The sequence below is a fragment of the Bacillus sp. B15-48 genome (genome assembly GCF_016879755.1).
In the GTDB taxonomy this organism is placed as follows: Bacteria; Bacillota; Bacilli; order Bacillales; family Cytobacillaceae; genus Mesobacillus_B.
The window spans coordinates 234,453-258,171 of the sequence record NZ_WOFU01000002.1 but is presented as its reverse complement, the minus strand read 5'-3'; the positions used below and the strand labels follow the sequence as shown (position 1 = coordinate 258,171).

General features: G+C 37.1%; 23 protein-coding genes and 2 other annotated features. Of the genes, 17 read left to right on the top strand and 6 right to left on the bottom strand.

Features of this window, described 5'->3' with window-relative positions; all coding sequences use genetic code 11:
- Positions 1-45 precede the first annotated feature (45 nt).
- Entirely contained in the window at positions 46-1,413 is a 1,368-nt protein-coding gene (locus GNT69_RS06735; RefSeq protein WP_203554204.1) for an amino acid permease, read from the top strand.
- A 26-nt stretch (positions 1,414-1,439) separates the two neighbouring features.
- Here the strand turns inward: GNT69_RS06735 and GNT69_RS06730 are convergent, their stop codons facing one another.
- Positions 1,440-2,069, bottom strand: a complete 630-nt coding sequence (locus tag GNT69_RS06730; RefSeq protein WP_203554203.1) for a LysE family transporter — start codon at positions 2,067-2,069, stop codon at positions 1,440-1,442.
- Between the two features lie 313 nt (positions 2,070-2,382).
- On the opposite strand from GNT69_RS06730, the gene GNT69_RS06725 reads away from it, so the two are divergent.
- From GNT69_RS06725 to map, 3 genes are all read left to right on the top strand, one after another.
- On the top strand, positions 2,383-2,589 hold the full coding sequence (locus tag GNT69_RS06725; RefSeq protein ID WP_203554202.1) for a cold-shock protein: 207 nt from the start codon (positions 2,383-2,385) through the stop codon (positions 2,587-2,589).
- A gap of 253 nt (positions 2,590-2,842) precedes the next feature.
- Positions 2,843-3,559 (top strand): YebC/PmpR family DNA-binding transcriptional regulator, encoded by a 717-nt coding sequence (locus GNT69_RS06720; RefSeq protein ID WP_203554865.1) that lies wholly within the window; start codon positions 2,843-2,845, stop codon positions 3,557-3,559.
- 146 nt (positions 3,560-3,705) lie between these two features.
- On the top strand, positions 3,706-4,446 hold the full coding sequence (gene map, locus GNT69_RS06715; RefSeq protein WP_203554201.1) for a type I methionyl aminopeptidase: 741 nt from the start codon (positions 3,706-3,708) through the stop codon (positions 4,444-4,446).
- Positions 4,447-4,511: 65 nt separating this feature from the next.
- Here map and GNT69_RS06710 read toward each other — a convergent pair whose 3' ends face one another.
- From GNT69_RS06710 to GNT69_RS06700, 3 genes are all read right to left on the bottom strand, one after another.
- The gene (locus GNT69_RS06710) at positions 4,512-5,123 is read right to left on the bottom strand and encodes a class I SAM-dependent methyltransferase (protein WP_203554200.1); all 612 of its coding nucleotides are present in this window, start codon (positions 5,121-5,123) and stop codon (positions 4,512-4,514) included.
- A complete protein-coding gene (locus GNT69_RS06705) occupies positions 5,116-6,219 on the bottom strand; it encodes an aromatic acid exporter family protein (protein ID WP_203554199.1) in 1,104 nt (367 codons plus the stop codon). Before GNT69_RS06705 ends, GNT69_RS06710 begins: the two co-directional genes overlap by 8 nt.
- A 308-nt stretch (positions 6,220-6,527) precedes the next feature.
- Positions 6,528-7,595, bottom strand: coding sequence for a sulfite oxidase (locus GNT69_RS06700; RefSeq protein WP_203554198.1), 1,068 nt, complete (start codon positions 7,593-7,595; stop codon positions 6,528-6,530).
- Positions 7,596-7,791: 196 nt separating this feature from the next.
- Between GNT69_RS06700 and GNT69_RS06695 the strand changes: the two genes are divergently transcribed.
- Both GNT69_RS06695 and GNT69_RS06690 read left to right on the top strand, forming a co-directional pair.
- A complete protein-coding gene (locus tag GNT69_RS06695) occupies positions 7,792-8,580 on the top strand; it encodes a DUF2935 domain-containing protein (protein WP_203554197.1) in 789 nt (262 codons plus the stop codon).
- 132 nt (positions 8,581-8,712) lie between these two features.
- A complete protein-coding gene (locus tag GNT69_RS06690; RefSeq protein WP_203554196.1) occupies positions 8,713-9,480 on the top strand; it encodes an alpha/beta fold hydrolase in 768 nt (255 codons plus the stop codon).
- Between the two features lie 43 nt (positions 9,481-9,523).
- Here GNT69_RS06690 and GNT69_RS06685 read toward each other — a convergent pair whose 3' ends face one another.
- Positions 9,524-10,780, bottom strand: coding sequence for an MFS transporter (locus GNT69_RS06685; protein ID WP_203554195.1), 1,257 nt, complete (start codon positions 10,778-10,780; stop codon positions 9,524-9,526).
- A 188-nt stretch (positions 10,781-10,968) separates the two neighbouring features.
- Positions 10,969-11,211 (top strand) — a binding site (T-box leader).
- A gap of 43 nt (positions 11,212-11,254) precedes the next feature.
- Positions 11,255-11,494: a binding site (T-box leader), on the top strand.
- A 60-nt stretch (positions 11,495-11,554) separates the two neighbouring features.
- On the opposite strand from GNT69_RS06685, the gene trpE reads away from it, so the two are divergent.
- From trpE to odhB, 10 genes are all read left to right on the top strand, one after another.
- Positions 11,555-12,937, top strand: a complete 1,383-nt coding sequence (trpE, locus tag GNT69_RS06680) for an anthranilate synthase component I (RefSeq protein WP_203554194.1) — start codon at positions 11,555-11,557, stop codon at positions 12,935-12,937.
- Positions 12,934-13,536, top strand: a complete 603-nt coding sequence (locus tag GNT69_RS06675) for an anthranilate synthase component II (RefSeq protein ID WP_203554193.1) — start codon at positions 12,934-12,936, stop codon at positions 13,534-13,536. The genes trpE and GNT69_RS06675 overlap by 4 nt, the downstream gene beginning before the upstream one ends.
- A complete protein-coding gene (gene trpD / locus GNT69_RS06670; protein ID WP_203554192.1) occupies positions 13,520-14,545 on the top strand; it encodes an anthranilate phosphoribosyltransferase in 1,026 nt (341 codons plus the stop codon). The genes GNT69_RS06675 and trpD overlap by 17 nt, the downstream gene beginning before the upstream one ends.
- A 1-nt stretch (position 14,546) precedes the next feature.
- Positions 14,547-15,335, top strand: a complete 789-nt coding sequence (gene trpC / locus GNT69_RS06665) for an indole-3-glycerol phosphate synthase TrpC (protein WP_203554191.1) — start codon at positions 14,547-14,549, stop codon at positions 15,333-15,335.
- Entirely contained in the window at positions 15,332-15,937 is a 606-nt protein-coding gene (locus tag GNT69_RS06660) for a phosphoribosylanthranilate isomerase (protein ID WP_203554190.1), read from the top strand. The genes trpC and GNT69_RS06660 overlap by 4 nt, the downstream gene beginning before the upstream one ends.
- A 323-nt stretch (positions 15,938-16,260) precedes the next feature.
- On the top strand, positions 16,261-16,866 hold the full coding sequence (locus tag GNT69_RS06655) for a hypothetical protein (RefSeq protein ID WP_203554189.1): 606 nt from the start codon (positions 16,261-16,263) through the stop codon (positions 16,864-16,866).
- Positions 16,867-16,969: 103 nt separating this feature from the next.
- Complete coding sequence (gene mnmH, locus GNT69_RS06650; protein ID WP_203554188.1) at positions 16,970-18,013, top strand: tRNA 2-selenouridine(34) synthase MnmH; 1,044 nt, start codon at positions 16,970-16,972, stop codon at positions 18,011-18,013.
- Positions 18,014-18,169: 156 nt separating this feature from the next.
- Positions 18,170-18,406 carry a hypothetical protein gene (locus GNT69_RS06645; RefSeq protein WP_203554187.1) on the top strand — a complete coding sequence of 79 codons (237 nt, stop codon included), beginning with the start codon at positions 18,170-18,172 and terminating at the stop codon, positions 18,404-18,406.
- Between the two features lie 320 nt (positions 18,407-18,726).
- On the top strand, positions 18,727-21,540 hold the full coding sequence (locus GNT69_RS06640) for a 2-oxoglutarate dehydrogenase E1 component (RefSeq protein ID WP_203554186.1): 2,814 nt from the start codon (positions 18,727-18,729) through the stop codon (positions 21,538-21,540).
- Positions 21,541-21,554: 14 nt separating this feature from the next.
- Complete coding sequence (gene odhB / locus GNT69_RS06635) at positions 21,555-22,808, top strand: 2-oxoglutarate dehydrogenase complex dihydrolipoyllysine-residue succinyltransferase (RefSeq protein ID WP_203554185.1); 1,254 nt, start codon at positions 21,555-21,557, stop codon at positions 22,806-22,808.
- Positions 22,809-22,909: 101 nt separating this feature from the next.
- On the opposite strand, the gene sda is transcribed toward odhB, so the two are convergent.
- Entirely contained in the window at positions 22,910-23,044 is a 135-nt protein-coding gene (gene sda, locus GNT69_RS06630) for a sporulation histidine kinase inhibitor Sda (protein ID WP_203554184.1), read from the bottom strand.
- A gap of 298 nt (positions 23,045-23,342) precedes the next feature.
- Between sda and GNT69_RS06625 the strand changes: the two genes are divergently transcribed.
- On the top strand, positions 23,343-23,612 hold the full coding sequence (locus GNT69_RS06625) for a hypothetical protein (protein WP_203554183.1): 270 nt from the start codon (positions 23,343-23,345) through the stop codon (positions 23,610-23,612).
- The last annotated feature ends 107 nt before the right edge of the window (positions 23,613-23,719 follow it).

The window sequence follows — 23,719 nt, the reverse complement described above, 5'->3', positions numbered from 1 at the left end:
TGTTTCAAACAATAGTTGAGATGATATAGGGAGGGATACAACACAATGAGCAAGAAAAAAGGTTCCGCAAAAGAAGCAAAGCTCGCATGGTGGCAGCTCTCAATGATCGGTATCGGTTGTATTATTGGAACAGGTTTTTTTCTAGGTTCCGCACTAGCGATAACCAGAACTGGACCATCTGCCATCATTGTATTTGCAGTTGCGGCACTAGGCACTTATCTTGTATTTGATGCACTGGCAAAAATGGCAGCAAAGGACCCGCAAAAAGGGTCATTTCGCTCCTATGCAAAAAAAGCATACGGGAACTGGGCCGGATTTTCTAGTGGGTGGGTATACTGGAGTTCGGAACTCCTAATTATGGGAAGCCAGTTAACTGCATTATCGTTATTTTCACGTTTTTGGTTCCCTGATATCCCTCTTTGGGTGTTTGCTGCCATATTTGCCGTTTTAGGGATAGGCGTAGTACTAACAGGAACAAGCGGTTTTGAAAAAATGGAAAATATATTCGCTGTCATTAAGGTGGCTGCGATTTTTATGTTTTTAGTTATAGCCACGTTGGCTGTATTTGGTGTATTTAGAGGGCTTGGACATGAAGTTAACATGACACGTACCCTCGATCAATTTTTTCCTGGTGGATATATGGGTTTGTGGACAGCATTAATTTTCGGTTTTTATGCCTTTGGCGGAATCGAAATAATGGGAATAATGGCTCCAAGACTAAAAAACAAAAATGATGCACCGAAGGCAGGAAAGATCATGTTGCTGTTATTAGCAACAATTTATTTGTTTTCGATTGCCTTTACAGTACTACTTGTCCCTTTTAACGATTTTTCAACAAAAGAGAGCCCATTTGTCACCGCTTTGGACCATTATCAACTTCCGCTTGTGCCACATCTTTTTAATGGGGCAATGATTATTGCTGGCTTTTCAACAATGTGTGCCTCATTATTTGCTGTAACTAGTATGATTGTTACATTGTCTAAAGATGGTGATGCTCCAAAAGCTTTAGCGAAAAAAGGGAAACTTAAAGTTCCTCATTTCGCTCTTTCCCTAACTATACTAGGGTTAATCGCTTCAATCGTCTTAGCTTTAGCGATGCCGGATCGAATTTATGAATATTTAACAACAGCCGCTGGTTTAATGCTGATGTATAATTGGTTATTCCTTTTATTTTCATACAAAAAAATTATCAAACTAACTACCTTTGATCAAACCAAAAGGTTTGGAGCGATTCTTTTAATTGTTTTGGCTGTTAGTGGCACATTATTTGACCGCGAAAGTCGTCCAGGCTTTTTTATTTCAGTTATTTTTATTGCATTAATCGGACTAATATTGGTTATAAGAAATACTGTAAATAAGAGGAAAAAGAAAAAGGAAAAGGATGCAAAAGTACCACGGCCAAGATTCCAATAATTTAAATGCTCCTCTACAAGTTTCATTTAATTGGTAAGCAGGACATTTACTGCTTTCATCCCAAAATAAAGAGCAAAGCCAATTAATGAGAATCCAGATAGAATGGAAATAACGGTGAGGAGCCGAGTAGTTAATATTTTTCTAAAACTGCTTGATATTAATGCCATCGTTATATCCCAAATAATTAGTCCCAAAATAATTGCTGAACTGTATAATATTAATTCACTTTTTCCATAACTAGAAGCTGTTTTTGCAAGGACAGATCCGTATATCCCCAACCAAAATAATATGGTTAATGGGTTTGATATTGACATTAAAAATCCGGATAGAAAAGATTTCCAAACGGTTTCTGTCCTTTTATCTTGATGCATTACAACTTTTCCCGCACCAAGAATTGTTTCAATACCAGTGTATAAAAGCACAAAAAAACCAAAAAGCCATAGAAAGGTTTGCATAAAAGGTGTTTGAAGGAAGTGTGAGACGCCTAAAAAAATGGCAATCATGTAAATGATATCGGCTGTTAGTGCTCCTAACCCTAAAATCCAAGAATGGAAAAAACCGCTACGAATCCCTTTGTCCATCTGTGCTGCATTAACTGGTCCAATTGGCGCAGCTAACGATAATCCAAGAATTACATAACTAAAAAAAACACTCAATACAAAGACCTCCATTGCTTTTAAAAAAATCAGTTGCTGTATTATATGTATTCTAACTATGCAGCTTGTACAACAAATAATTTATAAAAGAGAAGGAAAGAATTACATTAAATGATGAGTATTCTTTTCGATTATGTACATAATATTAAAGGATGGGCCGTTATTTAAAGTTTGGATTTTTAGTGATTGTATGGTATTATTAAAAAAGGATTGATTTTTTTGTTTTATTGATTTATTATAAAAAGTTTTGCCAATCTTTTTGTAATGAATCCACCAAGCCAATTTTAATTAATTGAAATGGAGCGTGAGGGAAATGGCATTTGGAAGAAAACCTCCTGAGGAAATTGTCACTGCAGAAACAAAGATTTGGGTTTGTACCTCAGATCAATGTAAGTGCTGGGTCCGTGACAATTTTAAAAGTAGTGCAGTTCCGGCATGCCCGATTTGTAAAAGTGATATGGAATCAACTACAAAAGAATTAGAAGTGGTGAACAATCATAGCTTCAATGTGACAGGTTAATGATTCCGGTTACTAATTAAGCATTTTAAATAAAACTAATTTCTAATGATAAAAAAGTTTCATCTTTAAGGTGAAACTTTTTTATTTTTTCCATTATCCATCCAGAAAAGTGAGATATATTAACAATAGGAAATGTGATGGAGAATCAGATTCGCATTAGAAAAAATATTTTATTCATGAAAAGAGTTGAAGAAGTTGTCTTTTCATATTAATATTTTTATGTAAATCTCATAGTTGAAAGTGAGTGTTCATGATGGGCCGTAAATGGAACAATATTAAAGAGAAAAAAGCTTCAAAGGATGCGAATACGAGCCGAATTTATGCGAAATTTGGCCGTGAAATTTATGTGGCAGCCAAACAAGGTGAGCCTGATCCCGAGCTAAATCAAGCGCTTAAAGTTGTACTTGAACGAGCGAAGACATACAATGTCCCGAAAACGATTATCGAGCGTGCTATTGATAAAGCAAAGGGAGGCGACGATGAAACATATGATGAGCTTCGATATGAGGGGTTTGGATCAAATGGAGCAATGGTCATTGTCGATGCGTTAACGAATAACGTAAATCGGACAGCATCCGATGTTCGTGCTGCGTTTGGTAAAAATGGCGGGAATATGGGTGTGAGCGGATCTGTATCATATATGTTTGATGCAACTGCAGTCTTAGGCATCGAAGGCAAAACAGCCGATGAAGTACTAGAGTTGATGATGGAAGCAGATGTAGAAGTGCGGGATATTCTTGAAGAAGAGGAAACGGTCATTATCTACGCAGAACCTGACCAATTTCATGCCATCCAAGAGGCGTTCAAAAACATAGGCGTAACCGAGTTTACGATTGCTGAGCTGACGATGCTTCCACAAAATGAAGTAGAATTATCAGCTGAAGCACAAGAACAATTTGAAAAGATGATTGATGCTTTAGAAGACTTAGAAGATGTTAGACAAGTATACCATAACGTCGATTTAAGTTAATGCTACTCCCATACAGATCTTTGAATGATTAAAGGTCTGTTTTTTCATGTAAAATACATAATGGTGCTTTGATTTGAATTTATTCCATATATCAAGGTAAAATCGATAACGTATAAAATAGAAGTCGAAAATAGGTGGTATTGACAATGATTGCAAAAACACAAGAAGATATTCAAGCATTGAAAGAAATTGGAAACATTTGTGCTCGCATCCGAGATGAACTTGTGGCAAAGACAAAGCCAGGGATCACGACGAAAGAGCTTGATGATTTAGCTGGAGAATTGTTTGAAAAGGCGGGTGCTGTCTCTGCTCCAAAAGGTGAATATGATTTTCCTGGTTTTACATGTATCAGTGTAAATGAAGAAGTGGCACATGGAATTCCCGGTAAGCGAGTAATTAAAGAGGGGGATTTAGTTAATATTGATGTTTCAGGTTCGAAAAATGGTTATTTTGCAGATACAGGAATTTCATTTGTTGTAGGCGAAGGGGATGAAATTAAAAAGAAAATTTGTGAAGTCGCTAAAGAAGCATTCGAGGCAGGCTTAAAAAAAGCGAAACCTGGATCCAAGAAAAATAGAATAGGCAAAGAGGTTATTCAAACAGCAAGAAAACATGGATTAACGGTAATTATGAACCTAACAGGCCATGGAATTGGTCGGACCATTCATGAAAAACCAGATCATATTTACAATTATCATGAAAAATGGGACGATGAAATTCTAAAAGACGGGATGGTTATCGCCTTCGAACCATTTATCTCAACTAGCGAAGAAGAGGTTTTCCAATTAGACGATGGCTGGACATATGTAACTGAGAATAGCTTTGTCGCTCAATACGAACATACAATCATTTTAACAAAAGAGGGCCCTATTATTGTTACCGAATAGCTTCCTGCAAGGAGCTACTAAAAAAGACACTAACCGTTGAGTTAGTGTCTTTTGCATTTTGTCATTCACTTCGTGCACACTGCAATCCCAATTGGATAGTGGAGACCAGCTCGCCCTGGTTCGACTAAAACTCCTCGTTGATAATAAAATTCCTTTTCAGTATATTTTTCAAAAAGAGAGTGAAACTCGTCCGTATTAAGTTGATGAACATGAAATGGTTCACTGGTTGGTTTCCCACGGCCTTGTCCAAATGGAGTAGAAATAATCAACTTCCCATTAGGCTTTAACATTTGAAAAATATTATCCATAAATTGATGCTCTTGCTCAACATGTTCAAGCGTTTCAAAACTAACAATTAAATCAAACTGCCCTAATCTCTGTGGTAGTTCTGGTTCAACAACATTTGCCATTTGAAAGCGAATAAGGGGGTGATGATAAGTTCCTTTAGCATATGTGATGGTACTTTCATCAATATCAACCGCAATAATCTCGTCCACTTCTTTTTTAGCGGCCTTTGCAATAATATTACTACCAAAACCACTGCCACAAGCGAAATCAAGAACGCGCCCTTTTGCATAAGGAATCGCAAAATGGTATCTTGCAATATGTTCTAATAAAAGTCCATTTGTGGGCTTCATTAATTTTGGAATCACACGTTCTCCTGTATATTTAATCATGATATGACATCTCCCTCTCGTTCTCTATTAGAGATCCCGATTTTCGTTTTAATCGTTTAAGTTGTAGTATTTTTGTTTTGCTCAGTTCCTCTGTCAATTCATGGATTGATAATAATTCATATATAACAACAGTCTCAGATGAAAAATATTGTAGATGTTCACTCTTTGCCATTTCAATTTTCATAAATGATTTTTGTGCTGAAAAAAGTTCTTTCATCGTATCAATATTTTCATAATGACGTTTTTTTATTGTGAAATTTGGATCATAGTAAATACTTCTAATCGAGTGGATTGTATCCATAATTACATTGCACTTGCTAGGTCCTAAGGTGAAATGATGTGAAGGAAGGTATATTAAGTTTCCAATATGATACGTTACTTGTCTTAATATGTTTAATTTTTTATATTCATAAAGAAAATTTTGAATTTCAATTCGTTTAGGGCGATGGAATTTCCATTCTCTTTTTTGGTATGTACAGAGTGTTTCCGTTTTTTCGATTTCCTGTACTAGGTGATAGAATGTATTGCGTAGCTCCTTATCACTTGCTTGTTCCTGAAGTATTTCTGTTCCCCTTTTGTTAAGAATATCTCCCGCCATCATATAGAGAGTGCGAATTCCCTGACTGATTGTCAGTGAATATTTAGGAGGCATAACTAAAAAATTAACGAGAGATGAAACAATTAAACCGGTACAGGTCGTTCCGAGTCTAATAAAAAAGGAAGATAAATATTCATCATGAACGGTTGATATCATTGCCACACCAGTTAAAGTTGCAACTAAAGTCCCGTCGTGTAATTTCAATTTATGACAAGAGATGATTGTCGCGACGGCTACAAATGCATAAGAAATCGGCCGATCTCCAAAAAGAAAAGTAGCGAGTACGGAGAAACCAGCACCAATGGCAGAGGCCGGAAAGCGAACAAACGCTTTTTTTATGGAATCGGCTGCGGTCGGCTCAATCGTGACAATTGCTGTGATAACAGCAAACATTGCTGGCCAATTTAACAGATGACAAATAAGAGCTGTAATAAATACGGCTAATCCAGTTTTGACAATCCTTCCACCAATGAAACGAAATCTCTTTGGAATCTTCATAAGTCGAAATCCTTTGCTCGAGTTGATATTAATAGTATAGCCTATTTACTATTCAACTCAGAAGTAAACAAAAAGAATTATTAAAATTCAAAATAATTATTCATAACATAAGCTGTGTATGAAAATCGTATAAGGTAATATTAGCTTTGAATAAATCGAGTTCACAAAATAACTTGGATTTCTCATCTTCATTACGTGACGATTACGATGAGCGATTGGGGAATTCCTAAACGTTATCGGCATATGCATCGCTTTCTTATTAAACTCAGAAAATAAAAAACCGCACATGATGTGCGGTTTTCGCTTGCTTATTCCACTTTTACTTTAATTTTAGAAATCGCGTTATAGCCATATCCCTTTCGATTCCAAAAGGGAGTTAATGGTTGAATTCGACCAGTCGAATCCTTTGCCCTTGAATAAACTGTATATTCTCCTTGTTTTTCAATAGTCCAGGTTAAGGACCATTTCGTCCAAGAGTAAGGTTCACTTGGATGAGAGCTAAGAGTTGCAGTTTCCCATTTAATTCCCTTATCAAAACTTAATTGTACTTCAGCAATTTTTCCCTTCCCTGTCCATGCGATTCCAATAATTTGGTGAGTACCTGTATTTAGAATCGAACGGTCAATGGGTTGTTGAATAGTGGAGTTTACATTTAAAATAGTGACTGGAAATTGATCCTCATCATTATCTTCATTTTTATATGGATAATAAATATAGTCCTCTGTTTGAAACGGCCCTTTAAACGGCCGTTTAATCGCCTGTATGCTTTTTAGCCATTTTACAGATGCCATCCCATACCAGTTTGGAATGATTAACCTGAATGGATATCCATGCCTAAAATTGAGCGGCTGATTATTATAATGGTAGGCAATGATTGTATCTGGATGTAAAGCAACTTCAATCGGCAGACTTCTTTTATATGGGACCACATTTTCTTCCCCTGTTTTTTTTCCAGCGTCTGCGCCTTCAAAAACAACCTCCTTTGTCTCTTTAGAAATTTCAACCTGTTCTAATAATCGTTTTAACGGTACTCCCGTCCACTTCCCTTGGCTGATTGCTCCATCTTGCCATTGCTCTCCATACGTTTTTGGGGAAAAATGTGCCCGCTTATTTCCAGCACATTCTATAGGGACGATTATTGATTTAGAAGGCATCGTTAAAAGTTCATTATAATGAAAGTATCGTGGTTTTGCGGCGTCTCCTGTTATTTGTAACCAAAAGTTTTGTGGGGTTAACACCGGATAGGTGAAGTGATTTCGACGGTAAAAATAATGTAAAGGAGTTTTCCATTTATTCAGGAAGGAAATTGGCGATTCTTGATTCTCCGGAACGAGACTCCTAGTTGTTAAAAAAGGAATTGTTTGTACCCGATTCATGCAGATCACCTCTTTTCACTAATTAACATATTTTTAAATTAAGGGTATAGAACCTTATTTTTATTAACTTGAAAGGGAGAATACAACATTTATGATTAGAAAATCCGTCAGCCCTTTTTAAGATTTCCCCGGGACAGACATAATTTTTATTCATTCTGATATGCTTTTATGAATTGGATGTGGAGGGAGAGGAAAAATGGATTTTCAAAAAGCAGCTAAGTTTGAACACCGTTTTTGGCTTCAAGTACTCGGTGACCATGGAAGGTTTATTCGTGAAGCTGTTGATCCTATGGAACAACAGCATATTGAGACTGCCACGTATTTCATTCACACATTTGATCAGCTTTTAAAGCAGGTAGACACTATGGATTTTCTGCAACTAAGCAAAAAGGCAGACGAAGAGGCCCGGAAAATACGTGCCTTTAAATTAGAGTTAATTAAGGGCTTATTATTAGGGGATGTTCGGATTTTGTTTACACCTAGTTTTTTAAATCATATGGTTAATGAGGTAGAAGAATATATCCGGGTATTAGAGTATTTGAAAAAATCACAAGTTCCCCAAATTTTTCATGAACTTCACCATCATCAAGTGTGGTTATTGGATGCTGCTGGTCATGCAGGAGCAATAAACGATAATTTAGATCAAACGGAAAAAAGATTAAAAGAGCAAAGTGCAAAATTCACCGAGCATTTCGAAGATTTCTATTTAAAAGCGGTAGAAATGGCCGGGTACTTACGGACGAATCTTTCATCATTTCCTGCTCTGGATCGTATGAATACCGAAGTCTCGCTTGAAATGAGATTATTTATGGGCTTTTTACAGGAATTAGAAGAGATGGGATTGAACAATAAGGTTCTTGGATCTCTAGCTCCTTTAATGGCCGATCATATGTTCAGAGAAGAATGTTATTACCTGATAAAAGTGGCAGAATCAACTAGTAAAGAATCTCCAGATTGTGATCCTGGAAAACCTCGAACCGAATGAATGGGAAAGCAGATTTTGCTGCTTTCTTTTTTGCAATTTAAGGCTAAAAAATGATTTTACGGCACAAGTATGGAAAGTTTTTATTGTGGCAAGATAACAACGAATATTAAGAATTCTAAAGGAGCGCCACTTATGCCGTTTTGTCATTTGAAGTATGGAAATATGTACTATGATGATTATGGAACAGGTACCCCAATTGTCATGCTGCATCCACCGGCAATGGGAAGAAACGTTTTTCATTATCAAAAGCCTCTACAAAACCATTTACGCTTAATCCTACCAGATTTAGGAGGTCATGGTGATACGAAGACGAATAAAGCCGTTTTTTCAACAACCGATTATGTCGAGGAAATCCGAACGCTTCTTGATCATTTAGGAATTGACAAAGCCGTAATTTGCGGATATTCAACGGGAGGAAATTACGCTCAAGAATTCGCTTTGAATTATCCGGATAGAACATTAGCTCTTATGTTGTGTGGGTGTTTTCCAGAAGTGCAGTCGTATATATTAAAATATGAGCACATAGTGGGAATGTATATGGTCAAGCACCATCCTCGTTTGTTAGCGAGAGGCATTGCGACCGCACATACGGAAGATAAGCAAGTTAGAGATCTAATTTATAATCATATGATAAAGACGAGTCAGAAAACCTGGTTTCATTGTTATCATGAATCTGTACACTACTCCTGTTTAGATCGACTTCATGAGTTAGAAATGCCCGTCTATTTGTTTTATGGATCCCGGGATTTTACAAATAAACATATTCGTTTTTACAAAAAGAGAATCCCAAATGTTAAGACAATCATTATAAAAAAGGTTGCTCATCAAATTGTTACGAAGAAATATTTGCAGTTTAATCAAGAAGTAGTAAAGATTATAAATGGACTGAAAATTAAATGAAATGAAGCGTCCCACTCTTATGAAAGAGCGGGACTTATACTATTTATGCACCTTTTTTTGTTGGTTTAATAGCCATTAAAATAACGAGAGCACCAGCAAGACTTAAACCGGTTAAAAGGTAAAAGACCATATTTTCGAAGTTCTTCATCATTAATGCGATAACAGGTGGCCCAGCTGCTACACCAATAAATCGCATGGAACTATAGAAGGAAGTAATGGTTCCCCGTTGTTTTTTATCAATATTTGCAGTGATTAATGTATCAAGTGGCGGTAAAGACGCACCAATCCCGATTGCTCCAATAAGAAAGACAGTGATTAAATACCAAAGCTCTTTTGAAAACCCAAGTATACCAATCGTACCTCCTAGTAGGGCGAGGCCCCCAAAAGCGATCCACTTCATCATCACTTGGTTTTCTTTTATTAATTTCCCGGTGATATAAGAAGACAAACAGAGGGCGCCGAGCGGAAGTGCAAGGAATAGCCCTTTTTTTAAATTTTTAATATTATACTGTGATTCAAGAATTTCTGAGAGGTAAAATAAAACACCGAATAAAACGAACATAACAATGATACCGATAAAGAAAATGGCGTATAACCACCGGCCATTTTTAGCGAAAATTTCTTTTACAGTTTTTACAAATTCAGTAAATGGTTGCGGATCTTTCTTTTTAGGGTTTTTGACAAAGAAAATCATAAGTAAAATTGAAATGGCACATAGAATTGGTATCGATAAGAAAGGTAAAAACCAAATAATCCCTGCTAAAAATGCGCCAAAAATGGGACTTAAAACTTTTCCGAGTGTATTGGAAGTTTCAATAATACCAAGGGCACTGCTGACATCATCATCGCTTTTAAACATATCTCCGACTAAGGGGAGTACAATTGGAAAAGCCCCAGCAGCCCCAGCACCTTGTAACGCTCGACCTACGAGCAACAACCAGTACCCATTGTCCATTTTCCATGTAGCCCAACCAGCTATAAAGCCACCTATAGCTGTAATAAATAAACTAGGAATAATTACCTTTTTTCGGCCGAGACGGTCAGACAAGTAACCTGCAATCGGGATTAGAAATATCGCAACAAGAGAATATACTGTAATCACTAAACTTGATTGAAGGGATGAAATACCCATTTCTCTTTCCAAAATAGGGAGAACTGGAATTAACATTGAATTTCCTAATGTCATTACTAAAGGAATTGAAGAAATGGATAAAATTGCCCATCTCTGACTCTTAATGCCTGAATTCTTCTTAGAGGACTTCCCCTCAGAATTAGCGAACAATTTTTCCACGTAATTCATCGTTTACCCGCCTTTATTTGTATTGTTTATATCTTTCACCAAATGTGTGAAGAAAAGCATTACTTTTTTTGGAAAAGCACAAATGTTTCTCAATCAACGAGTTTTCATCGGATGAAGGAGAGGGTATCAAAAATTAGTTTGAAACTCTTGACAATTTTTTGAATTATATTTAATATAAATATCAATAAATGATGGCCGTGACGAAGAAGAGTAGCTGAAACAGAAATTTCAGAGAGCTGGTGGATGGTGCGAACCAGTATGGATGTTGCAGTGAATGGACTTCTGAGCTCCAGACCGAACCCGAATGGCAGTAGGCTCTGGCGAATACCTCATCGTTACAAGAGGGAGCATTGAAGCAATAAATGCTTTGATGATAAAGTGAGTCAGTCAATGACTAAAAAAGGTGGCACCACGGGTTTCTCGTCCTTATTTGTAGGAGAGAACCCTTTTTTGTTTTCAGACATTAAATGAAAAAATAAATCGTTGCGCAAGAAGAGTACGTTAATCCTTTTCGTTTCAGAGAGCCGGAGATGCTGAGAACCGGTACGAAAAGATTTTCGGAATGGGCTTGCAAGAGGCCTTTTGAACATCTAGTAGGGAGGCACGGATTTCCACCGTTATCTGGAAAGGAATGGAGTAATTCCATTCGTCAAAGCGGGAATCAAACTGGTTCCAAATGAGGTGGCACCGCGGTCTTACGTAATCGCCCTCTATATACACTAGAAGTGTATATAGAGGGTTTTTTTAGTTGAGAAGAGAGAGGAGAGCTTAGAAGTGAAGAGCCAAGTAATCAAAGGGTTTGCCGAAGAAATTCAAGGGGATACGCTGACACCGATTTCAATTTATCAGAAGATATCGGGTAGTCAGAAATTTCTGTTAGAGAGCTCATTTAAACACGAAAAAAAGGGACGTTATTCCTTTATTGGATCCGCACCAGCCTATGAATTAAAAGGGTTTCGGGATTCTGTCACGATTAAAAGTGTAAAAGGAGAAGAGAGCGTACAAGGGAAGATATTAGATATTTTAAAGAGGTATCTGCCTGAAGTGCAATCGATTGATGACATTCCATTTATTGGTGGAGCAGTTGGCTATATTGGATATGACATAATTCGTGACTATGAGAATATTGGTGCTGAAAGTGAAGATCCTTTACAAATGCCTGAAGCTCATTTGATGATTTTTAATGAAATAATTGTCTTTGATCATATAAAACAGAAAGTCTTTATTGTCGGAATCCCTCTACCTGGCATATCTGACAGTGAATTAAAAGATAAATTGAAAGCTCGAAAACAAGAATTAGCGAATGCAACACCTATTATTCAAGAAGATGAGTTTAAGTTATCAGAATTCAAGTCCAATGTTACGAGAGAAGAATTTGAAGAAATGGTTCGAAAAGCGAAGGAGTATATCGAAGCAGGTGATATTTTCCAGGTTGTTTTATCCCGTAGGCTTGAAGCGAATGCAGAAGGCGAACCATTTTCTTTTTACAGAAAATTAAGAATACAAAACCCCTCCCCTTACATGTATTTTTTTGATTATGGGAGTTACTCAATCGCAGGTGCCTCTCCGGAGAGTTTAGTGAAAGCAAGAGGTTTAGAAATCATGACGAATCCTATTGCTGGAACTCGACCAAGAGGAAAGAATTCAGACGAAGATGAACAATTAGCAAAAGAATTAATGGCTGATGAGAAAGAGCTAGCTGAACATCGCATGCTTGTTGACCTTGGAAGAAATGACATCGGAAGAATTTGTGAAATTGGAAGTGTCAACATTGACAAATTTATGGAAATAGAAAGATATCAGCATGTCATGCATATTGTCTCTGAGGTAAGTGGGAAGTTGGCTATAGGAACTTCAGCATTGGAAGGGTTGGCTTCATGTTTGCCAGCTGGAACTGTATCAGGTGCCCCAAAAATTCGAGCGATGCAAATCATTAATGAGCTTGAAAATGTTAAGCGAGGTGCCTATTCAGGTGCGATTGGTTACTATTCTGCTTGTGGAAATATGGATTTTGCGTTGGCGATTCGCACGATGATCATTAAGGATGGGAAAGCATTTATTCAGGCGGGGGCTGGAATTGTTTATGACTCAGACCCGGCTACTGAATACGATGAAACCGACCATAAGCTAAGGTCTTTAAAGGAGGCGTGCGAATGATGTTATTAATAGATAATTACGATTCCTTTACTTATAACTTATATCAATATATAGCCGAACTTGGAACCGTACCGAAAGTGGTAAGAAATGATCAGATAACGATAAATGAAATTGAGGCAATGAAACCGGAAGCAATCATTATTTCTCCAGGACCAGGAAGGCCAGAGAATGCTGGAATATGTATTGAATTAATTGAAAAACTGTCAGCAACGATTCCCATTCTAGGAATATGCCTAGGGCATCAAGCGATTGGTCATGCGTTTGGCGCCAAAATTACAAGAGCAAACAAAATCATGCATGGGAAAATATCAGCCCTTTCACATAACCAAACATTACTATTTGAAAATTTACCAGACCACCTGGAAGTCATGCGTTACCACTCACTTGTGATTGAACGTAATAGCCTTCCTGATGAACTACAAATCCTTGCAACTTCTAAAGATGACAATGAGATTATGGCGATTAAACATAAAGAATACCAACTGTATGGATTTCAGTTTCATCCCGAATCAATTGGAACACCTGAGGGTAAGAAGTTTCTTCAAAATTTTTTAATTGAAGTCAGAAAGGAGACGGGTTCTTATGAAATCTTATCTTGAGAAATTAGCAGCAAGAGAATCGTTAACACGGGAAGAAACGGCAGAAGTAATTAAAAAGATTTTTTTAGAAGATGTGACAGAGAGTGAAATTGCTGCGTTTATGATTGGGCTTAAGACGAAAGGAGAAACCGTCAATGAAGTCACAGGGATTGTAGAAGCGATGAGAAGCCATTCTTTATCTTTTACGAAAAAATTCCCAAACTCGCTCGATAACTGCGGTACTGGTGGGGACGGATCGAAAAGTTTTAATATTAGCACTACTTCAGCATTTGTCATGGCTGGAGCGGGAATAACGGTTGCTAAACATGGGAATCGGAGCATTTCTAGTAAGACAGGAAGCGCAGATGTACTTGAAGAATTAGGTATTTCATTAAATTTACCACCAGAGGTGACCGAAGAAATTCTTGAGGAAAATCGCATAGCCTTTTTGTTCGCGCCGCATGTACATCCAAAACTTAAAAAAATTATGAAGGTTAGGAAAGACTTAGGAATCCCAACTGTATTCAATTCAATTGGCCCACTGACAAACCCTATTGAACTAGATTATCAATTACTTGGTTGTAACAGAAGTGAGTTGCTTGACCTGTTTGCACAAGTATTAAATACATTAGGACGAAAGCGGGCGGTTGTATTAAATGGAGCAGGTTCAATGGATGAAGCCTCTCTTGCTGGTGATAATCAACTCGTAATCCTAGATAATGGGGTGATTAATAGAGAAACACTACACCCCGAACATGTTGGTCTTCCTGTATACGATAATCGCCAAATCGTAGGGGGAGATTCAAAAGAGAATGCAGAAATTCTATTAAATGTTTTGAAGGGGAAAAAAGGAGCATTTCGTGATACCGTTTTGCTGAATGCAGGAATTGGTATTTATGTTGCAGGACGTGCGGAAACGATTCAGCAAGGGGTTTTCCGAGCAATAGAAAGCATTGATTCAGGTGCAGCACTTGAAAAGTTGAACATCCTGATTGAGAAGAGCAATCAATACAAGAAAGTGGTGATGTAAAGTGGAAACAATCTTAGATAGAATTATTGATGATAAACGAAAAGAAATTATTCATCTTAAGGAATTAACAGTTGGGGAGATTGGCGAGATAAAAAAACAGCGTTCTTTTATTGGAAAGTTGAAAAAAGCAGAAGAAATGTGTATTATTTCTGAATTTAAACGTGCTTCACCTTCAAAAGGAATCATCAATGTTGACATGGATCCTGTAAAACAAGCAATACAGTATGAAGAGTATGGGGCATCTGCTATTTCTGTTCTTTGTGATAGCCATTTTAAAGGCAGTTTAGAAGATCTCAAAACGGTTCGAAAAGCAGTGAATCTGCCAATTCTGTGTAAGGATTTTATTGTAGAACGTAAGCAAATTAGTCATGCTAAAGTTGCTGGGGCAGATCTGATACTACTAATTGCCTCTGTCCTCGATAAAGCGACGCTAAAGGAACTTTATGACTATACCGTTCAACTTGGACTCGAAGCTCTTGTAGAGATTCATGATGAAGCAGAGCTTGATAGAGCATTAGCGATTGGAGCAGAATTAATTGGTATTAATAATCGAGATTTAAGAAACTTTGATGTAAGACTTGAAACGACGGAAAGACTAGGAAAGATTGTCCGGGAATCTGGTGCTTTATTAATCAGTGAAAGCGGAATAAAAACAAAAGAAGATGTTGTTAGGGTGGCGAAGGCAGGCGCGAATGGAATTTTAGTCGGAGAAACCTTTATGTCAACAGCAAATCTCCGACAGTCTTTTAAAGATTTTAAGATTCCTCTTAAAGGTGTGATCCAACAATGAAGGTAAAGATTTGTGGGGTAAGATCAACGGAAATAGCACTACAGGCTGTTGAAGCAGGGGCAGATGCGTTAGGTTTTGTGTTTGCAACGAGCAAAAGACAAATCGGTGCAGAACAAGCTAGAGAGATAATTAAAGAATTACCGGAGAATATCTGGAAGGTCGGAGTATTCGTTAATGAATCTCTAGAAAAAATTGCGGATATTGTTGAAATAGCAGGACTTACACATATTCAACTACATGGAGAGGAAAACCCAGGTCACTATGTTGCACTAGGTAAACCAATCATTAAATCACTAAGTATTTCCTCTGATGAGGATATAAAAAGACTTGATACTTTTAAGACGGATTATATTCTCTTAGATAGTCCACCTGCACTGTATAAGGGTGGGAATGGAACAAGTTTTGAATGGGGTTTGGCCGCCGGAAACAAAAACAGGGGAAAAATCATTCTTGCTGGGGGACTAGATTCAGAAAATGTAAAAAAGGCGATTGACACGGTTCAACCGGCTATGGTTGATGTAAGTAGCGGGGTTGAAACGGATGGTGAGAAGGATATAAATAAAATTCGTTCCTTTATAAAACAGGCAAAAGGTGTGTCGTAATAGGTTGTCTGGAAAAGTGGAAATGAATAAACAAGACAACATAGATTTAATGTAAACAGAAAAAAGAGCAAGGAACAGCTAGTACATCCGTACTAGCTGTTCTTTTTTATTTGGAAATGATTATTTCTTGGGAAAGCGCAAATATAGACAAAGAACTACATAATCAATCTTGAACAGTAAAATAGTTTGATAACCTTGTCGATATTTGAATAGAAGTTTTTTCTGATAGTGCTATTTGTTACAGTGTTTTCTAACATTGTTTATTATACTTATTTGAAGAATATGGGATATGTATTTTTGCATCCCCCTTAGGATGATTAACGATGGGACCAATAGAAGGAAAAGGAAGAGATATGGATCTATATAAAGCGATTTTCACAATACTAGAAAAAAAAGGTCAAGCAACAATTCCAACTTTATGGCATGAAATGACGAGTTTCAATAAAGGTAAGAAAGGGCAGGGGGAAATTGTAGATCTTCCGTACTTAGAATCACTGATCTTTCATAGGAGAGAATGGTTCAGGATGAATGGAGATTTTGTTTCAATTCGCCCAGATAGAGATCCAGTAAAATTTACTTTTATTACAAATCGTTATCCAGGTCCTGAAGTGAGAGTAAATATTGATTTTAAGAAAAATACGTTTACTTATTTTGAATGGGCATTTGTTAAAACGGGGGAAATCACAGAACTAAACATAAAAAAGACCGGTACCGTGGAAGAGTTCAAAGAAAAGTTGTATTTCTTTCATGTATGGGACTGGGATCGTTTTTATCAAACAGATGGAATAATTGTTGATGGAACAGAATGGTCTGTTGTCCTTGAAACGAAAGGATCGCTATATCGAAGTGAGGGCCTAAATACATTTCCGAAAGAATGGAAAAAAGTCTGTCGCGCAATTAGTAATTTAACGGGGGTTTCTTTATCATAACAGTTCTAGGTATATAGGTATGCTTGCAATCCTCAAAATATAGATGTAAAATAGTAGAGTTTTGGAGAAAGTCTTTAAAACTCCTCTGGAGGATTGATTATATATGAAAGACATTAAAGTGGATGAACTAGTGCAATCAAAAGGGTATATTCCTGTTGATGTCCGTTCACCGATTGAATATGCTGAAGCAGCAATTCCTGGTTCAGTTAATATCCCTTTGTTTACAAATGAAGAGCGCCAGGAAATAGGGATCATTTATAAAAATGAAGGCAATCAAACAGCCAGATGGAGAGCGATGGAGATAGTCACTCCAAAGTTACCCTCCATTTTAAGTGAGATAAAAAATCTTGAAACAGCGGATGCAAAGACTGTGATTTATTGTTGGCGAGGAGGATCGCGAAGCAAGTCAGTCGCTACGTTTTTTGAACTAGCGGGTCATTTGGCTATTCGCTTGGATGGTGGGTACAGGGCCTATCGAAATTATATTTTGGAACAGATTCCCAAACTGCTTCCTAGCAAAGCAATTATCCTTCATGGCCTTACTGGAACAGGAAAAACAAATACTTTAAAATGGCTACAAGATAAAGGATATCCGGTTGTAAACCTTGAAGAAATTGCAAATCACCGAGGCTCTCTATTTGGGTCTATAGGGATCGGTGAAGGCTTTAACCAGAAAACGTTTGACGCGTTATTGTTTCAAAGATTGCTTGAAATAAAGGGTGCTGACTATTTTATTGTTGAAGCAGAGAGCAAACGAATTGGCCGTGCTTCACAACCTCAATTGATGTTGGAACGGAAAGCAAGTGGATTCCATTTCTTAATTCAATGCTCATATGAGAATCGAATTGAAAGAATTTTTTCGGAATATGTTCTACCTCACAAAAGAGAAGATTGGTTTCATACTGAAATACGTGAAAAGCTAAATAGAATCGAAAAAAGAATAAAAAAACCAGACATTATCCAATCTATTAAACAGGCCGTTAGTGATAGAAGCTATAAGGATCTGATTTCAATCTTACTTACACACTATTACGATCCAAAGTATCTGTATACTTTAAAAGATTATTCTGGAGATTTCATCTGTATAAATGGAGATGATAGTGAACAAGCAGCAAGTGAGATTGTAAGCGTATTGGACAAGATTTAGTGCCAAAAGACCAAAAACATGAGAGTGTGATTTTAAGACCTGGTGTAGGATCGGTTATCCTACACCTTTTAAAATTCATAAAGTTGTCACGAAAGTTTTCCGAATTTTTAGATATACTTAAGGTAGGAAATAAAAATTAGGAGGATTACTAACGGCATGCGTGAATCCAAAAATTGTTATCATCGTTTTTCAGTGCATAAGGAGAATATTGGATTTTTAACGGATGATGGGATCGACTTATTTATAGCTGGTGCAAGATTTCAAAAAAACAATAGTGGCGGACATATGGAATTTCCAATTGTTAATGATGAAATCATTTCTACCTCACTAATTGAAAGAAGAAATGAATTACAAACCCCCAAAAGCCTTTACTTTAATTTAATGATTTTATAGCTTCTTTTAACGAGTCATTGACTCGTTTTTTTTATTTTTTGCGTAATCGTTTTTTTCTTAAGTTTTTCACCAAATGTTCGAAATGGGAAAAATAGATAAGGGATTTCATTTGTATATATGTTTGTGGAAGTTTTTCTAAGATAAAAATTATGTGTTTTTAGTTTCCACTATGGATGAGTGTAAAACTTTGTGCTTAAAATTCCGCAATGGTAAGATATGATTGAAAGCGGTTATCCCCATAATTTTAAAATTATTCATATTTTTGAATAATAATTGGGGGTTGATCGAAATATTAGATGAAATGGTAGGGGAATCATTCGATGAGTAAACCTGACGCCAACCGAGAAAAGTTGTCTTGTTTTTATGGTCCAAATCTGGGGTATGTTATTGAGTTATATGAAAAATATCTTGAAGACCCGGATTTAGTTGCAGCCGATGTTAAAGAATATTTTGATGAAGGGAATATTCCGGTTGATGAACATGTTCCTAAACATCTGTTTAACAGGGAACAAGCTACTCAAGAAAATAATTCCGAAAAAATTGTTGCTGCATTGAGGTTAGCAGATTATATAAGGGGTTATGGTCATTTATCAGCAAATGTTTCACCGCTTAAGGAAAGTGACACAAATATTAGCATAGAACAATGGGGATTAACTTATGAAGATCTCGTTAATGTTCCTGTCGATTTAATTTGTTCTTCAGCACCGTCGACCATAAAAAATGGAGCTGAAGCAATCAACTATTTAAAAAAGGTTTATACGAATTCAATCGCCTTCGAATATCATCATGTACATGATTTTAAAGAGAAAAATTGGTTGCGCGAACAAATTGAAAATGGCCGATTAATTCCTAATTTGAATAAGAAAAAAAAGCAATCTTTATTAAAACGCTTGACAGAGGTAGAAGAATTTGAAAAGTTTATCCATCGAACTTTTGTTGGGCAAAAACGTTTTTCAATCGAAGGTCTCGAATCGATGGTCCCACTGATTGATGAGGTTATTTCTGAATCAGTAAAAGATGGGGTTTCTACTGTAAATATTGGAATGGCCCATAGAGGCCGTTTAAATGTTCTTGCACATGTACTAGGAAAGCCGTATGAAAGGATATTTGCAGAATTCCAACATGCTCCTATTAAAGATTTAGTCCCATCTGAAGGTTCTGTTGGAATTAATTTTGGATGGACGGGTGATGTGAAGTATCATTTAGGGCTTGATCGACAAATTAAATCTGAGAACACAGCCAATGTGCGTTTAACACTAGCCAACAATCCGAGTCATCTTGAATTTGTCGGTGCGGTTGTTGAGGGATTTACTAGGGCTGCACAGGAGGAAAGATATTCACCTGGATATCCGCTCCAGAATTCAACGAAAGCTTTATCAATTTTAATACATGGAGATGCAGCATTTCCAGGTCAGGGGATTGTAGCAGAGACATTAAATCTAAGTAGGTTACCAGGTTACCAAACTGGCGGAACGATTCATATTATTGCTAATAATACGATTGGCTTTACGACGGAATCACAGGATTCTAGGTCCACAAGATATGCAAGTGACCTAGCAAAAGGTTACGAGATTCCGATTGTCCATGTAAATGCGGATGATCCTGAAGCAGTAATTATGGCAGCTAAACTTGCAACTACTTATCGAGCGAAATTTGGAAAGGATTTTTTAATTGATTTAATCGGTTATCGCAGGTACGGACATAATGAGATGGATGAGCCGATGACCACTAATCCATTAATGTATAAAATAATCCACCAACATCCGACTGTTAAAACCATTTATGCAGGTAAATTATTGCATGAAGAGGTTATCGATAAAAATATGGAACAAGAAATGTTGAAGGTTTTCCAAAATAAGCTTTCATCTTCATATGAAAAAGTTCCTAAGAAGATTGAACACCAACTAAGTGAAACCGAAGTTCCTGATATTGTCGAAAAAGAATTGCCAACGATCAACACAGCAGTTCCATTAGATAAATTACGACAAATCAATGAAGATTTACTAAAATGGCCAAACAATTTTAACGTATTTGCAAAGTTAGAGCGAATCTTGAAAAGAAGAAAAGGTGCTTTTGGTAATGATAGGAGAATTGATTGGGCGCTTGCTGAGACCGCTGCTATTGCGACCATTATAGCTGATGGGACACCAATTAGATTGACAGGTCAAGATTCTGAGAGGGGTACGTTCGCACATAGAAATCTTGTCCTGCATGAAGTGGAAACAGGAAATCGCTTTTCTCCTTTACACACCCTTTCAAGCGGGAAAGCATCGTTTGCGATTTATAATAGTCCATTATCGGAAGCTGCTGTTCTCGCGTTTGAATATGGGTACAATGTGTTCGCACCTGAAACACTTGTATTATGGGAAGCACAATATGGAGATTTTGCTAATGCTGCTCAAGTGATTTTTGACCAATTCATCGCAGCAGGAAGGGCGAAGTGGGGTCAAAAGTCAGGACTAGTTATGTTACTCCCACACGGGTATGAAGGTCAAGGGCCAGAGCATTCGAGTGCCAGATTTGAGCGGTTTTTAACCTTGGCTGCAGAAAATAACTGGACGATTGCAAATTTAACTACAGCAGCTCAATATTTCCACATTTTACGAAGACAGGCTGCAATTCTTCAAGAGGACATTGTTCGGCCACTTGTCTTGATGACACCGAAAAGTTTATTGAGAAATCCATTGGTTTCTTCGATGGTGTCAGATTTAACCGATGGAGAATTTCAACCTGTTATCAGTCAACCTGGTTTAGGGTTAAGTCCAAGCAAGGTTGAAAGGATTGTCATGTGTACAGGAAAAATGGCTGTCGATTTGGCTGAAAAGGTGATTCCATTGGACCATGATTGGCTACAGATTTTTAGAATTGAGGAAATTTATCCATTCCCAATTAATTTACTGAAAGAAATATTCAAGCAATATCCAAATGTTAAGGAAGTTGTATGGGTCCAGGAAGAACCTAAAAATATGGGAGCTTGGACGTTCGTCGAACCACGGATTAATGATGCTTTAGCCCAACGATTGAAAGTCACATATATAGGTAGAAGGAGAAGGTCGAGTCCGGCTGAAGGGGAACCAGGTATCCATAAGATGGAACAAGCTAGAATCATAGAAAATGTGTTTACTAGAAAGTAAAGGGGAGAATATAAGTGCCAGAAATAAAGGTTCCGGAATTAGCAGAGACAATCAGTGAAGGGACAATTGCTAAGTGGTTAAAGCAACCCGGTGATTATGTCAGCAAAGGGGAATATGTTGTTGAACTTGAAACGGATAAAGTTAATGTTGAGATTAGCTCTGAACATGAGGGGATTCTTGCTGAATTAATAGTAGGAGAAGGAGACACCGTTCAAGTAGGTGCAACGATTGCAATTATTCATGAGGGTGAAACTCTGTCGACGAATACTGAAGAGACGACTGATTCGGTGGAGCCGAACGATTTGAAAAAGCCTCTCGTTAATAGTACCAATAAAAATGAAGACATCCAAATGAAACCATATGAGAGAATTATTGCCTCACCAGCGGCTAGAAAGCTTGCGAGAGAAAAAGGAATTGATTTAAGGGAAATTCCAACAGTTGATCCACTTGGGCGTGTGCGAAAACAAGATGTTGTTCAAGTAGAAAGAAAAGCAAGGAATCAAGAAACTTATGCAACAACACCGGTTACGAATCAAACAGGGCAAACTACGGCCGTAGACGAAGGAAAGTCGGTCGAACGTATTCGCATGTCACGTCGCCGGGAAACAATCGCCAATCGTCTTGTCGAAGTACAGCAAACAGCAGCTATGTTAACCACCTTTAATGAGGTAGATATGTCGGCTGTTATGGAACTAAGGAAAAAGTGGAAAGATCGTTTTTATGAAGAAAACGATGTTCGCCTTGGGTATATGGCTTTTTTCACAAAAGCGGTCGTTGCCGCATTGAAGAAAACACCATATTTAAATGCTGAAATTCAAGGTAATGAATTGCTCATTAAGAAATATTATGATATTGGGGTTGCTGTCTCTACTGACGAAGGGCTAGTTGTTCCAGTTATCCGTGGTGCTGACCGGAAAAATTTTGCTGAACTTGAAGGGGATTTAGTGGAACTCGCTGAAAAAGCGAGAACAAACAAGCTTTCGCTTCATGAGCTGCAAGGAGGTACATTTACGATTACGAATGGTGGAGTGTTCGGTTCGTTGTTGTCAACGCCAATATTAAACGGACCACAGGTTGGAATTTTAGGAATGCATACAATCCAACTCCGCCCTGTAGCGCTTGATAAAGACCGAATTGAGAACAGACCGATGATGTACATTGCCTTATCCTATGATCACCGAATTGTTGATGGGAAAGCGGCAGTTACATTCCTAAAGAAGGTAAAAGAGTTAATCGAGGATCCTGAATTGTTACTATTTGGAAGTTAAGATGAAACACTCCGGAAAGGTTTTTTCGGAGTGTTTTTTATCGCAGATTAACAGTTTAAGTGCATAAAAAAACGCCGCGATTTGCGGCGAAATTCAAAGTTCTAGCGATTTTTAAATGGTTTTAAACCTCGTCTTGCGATTTCGGCTTTTAAAAGCTTTGCCCATTCCTTGTCATGTTCCGACTTTAATGCATCACGATATGAGACCACCAACTGTTCATTGCTCATAATTTTCATTTGCATGCCTCCTCGGTAAGAATGGATTGAATTTTCAATAATTATTAAGTTTGAATCTATTGTAAAACTTTATTAAGGTTTTGAAAACCCTAATTAATAAAATTTAATAAAATTTTTGACTATTTAATGAACAAAGGAAAATACGGTTTGATTTGTCAACAATTGTTCAATAAATATGTGTACATTTTGTTACAACTATATAAATCAAGGCAAGCGATTATTATAATAAAGGTAAACACAGTGGTTATGTAAAATTTCTGATGTTGTTTGTTTGTTTGTTAAATAGGGGGTAGACCGAATGAAATGGGTTATGGTCCTTCTTTTATCACTTTTCGGCATCTTGCTTCTGTCGGAAGGAATGGAACTTTGGATGGTATTAGATGATGTCGGAAGCGAAGGGATGAACATAAGTTTTTTAGGAATAAAATTAATTGACAATGCTATTAAAGAAAGAATTCCAAGTTATGCTTTTGGATTTACTGTAGCGGCATTCATTCCTATGTTATTGGCTGTTAATCTTGTGATTAAGTCAAAATTAATCAATCAAAATAACCAACATGAAGTTTGAGTCTAGATGAATAAGTCTAGACTTTTTTTGTTCGCAAAAGGATTGAAAATAAATAACCCTATTCATTCCTTGTCTGATGTTTAAACCGAGCGATATTTGTGGTAAAG

Bases quoted from the DNA above. Each gene is read 5' to 3' on its own strand.
- GNT69_RS06735 (WP_203554204.1), top strand. From the start codon at position 46: ATGAGCAAGAAAAAAGGTTCCGCAAAAGAAGCAAAGCTCGCATGGTGG.
- GNT69_RS06725 (WP_203554202.1), top strand. From the start codon at position 2,383: ATGGCATTTGGAAGAAAACCTCCTGAGGAAATTGTCACTGCAGAAACA.
- GNT69_RS06720 (WP_203554865.1), top strand. From the start codon at position 2,843: ATGGGCCGTAAATGGAACAATATTAAAGAGAAAAAAGCTTCAAAGGAT.
- map (WP_203554201.1), top strand. From the start codon at position 3,706: ATGATTGCAAAAACACAAGAAGATATTCAAGCATTGAAAGAAATTGGA.
- GNT69_RS06710 (WP_203554200.1), bottom strand. From the start codon at position 5,123: ATGATTAAATATACAGGAGAACGTGTGATTCCAAAATTAATGAAGCCC.
- GNT69_RS06705 (WP_203554199.1), bottom strand. From the start codon at position 6,219: ATGAAGATTCCAAAGAGATTTCGTTTCATTGGTGGAAGGATTGTCAAA.
- GNT69_RS06700 (WP_203554198.1), bottom strand. From the start codon at position 7,595: ATGAATCGGGTACAAACAATTCCTTTTTTAACAACTAGGAGTCTCGTT.
- GNT69_RS06695 (WP_203554197.1), top strand. From the start codon at position 7,792: ATGGATTTTCAAAAAGCAGCTAAGTTTGAACACCGTTTTTGGCTTCAA.
- GNT69_RS06690 (WP_203554196.1), top strand. From the start codon at position 8,713: ATGCCGTTTTGTCATTTGAAGTATGGAAATATGTACTATGATGATTAT.
- GNT69_RS06685 (WP_203554195.1), bottom strand. From the start codon at position 10,780: ATGAATTACGTGGAAAAATTGTTCGCTAATTCTGAGGGGAAGTCCTCT.
- GNT69_RS06675 (WP_203554193.1), top strand. From the start codon at position 12,934: ATGATGTTATTAATAGATAATTACGATTCCTTTACTTATAACTTATAT.
- trpD (WP_203554192.1), top strand. From the start codon at position 13,520: ATGAAATCTTATCTTGAGAAATTAGCAGCAAGAGAATCGTTAACACGG.
- GNT69_RS06660 (WP_203554190.1), top strand. From the start codon at position 15,332: ATGAAGGTAAAGATTTGTGGGGTAAGATCAACGGAAATAGCACTACAG.
- GNT69_RS06655 (WP_203554189.1), top strand. From the start codon at position 16,261: ATGGGACCAATAGAAGGAAAAGGAAGAGATATGGATCTATATAAAGCG.
- mnmH (WP_203554188.1), top strand. From the start codon at position 16,970: ATGAAAGACATTAAAGTGGATGAACTAGTGCAATCAAAAGGGTATATT.
- GNT69_RS06645 (WP_203554187.1), top strand. From the start codon at position 18,170: ATGCGTGAATCCAAAAATTGTTATCATCGTTTTTCAGTGCATAAGGAG.
- GNT69_RS06640 (WP_203554186.1), top strand. From the start codon at position 18,727: ATGAGTAAACCTGACGCCAACCGAGAAAAGTTGTCTTGTTTTTATGGT.
- sda (WP_203554184.1), bottom strand. From the start codon at position 23,044: ATGAAAATTATGAGCAATGAACAGTTGGTGGTCTCATATCGTGATGCA.
- GNT69_RS06625 (WP_203554183.1), top strand. From the start codon at position 23,343: ATGAAATGGGTTATGGTCCTTCTTTTATCACTTTTCGGCATCTTGCTT.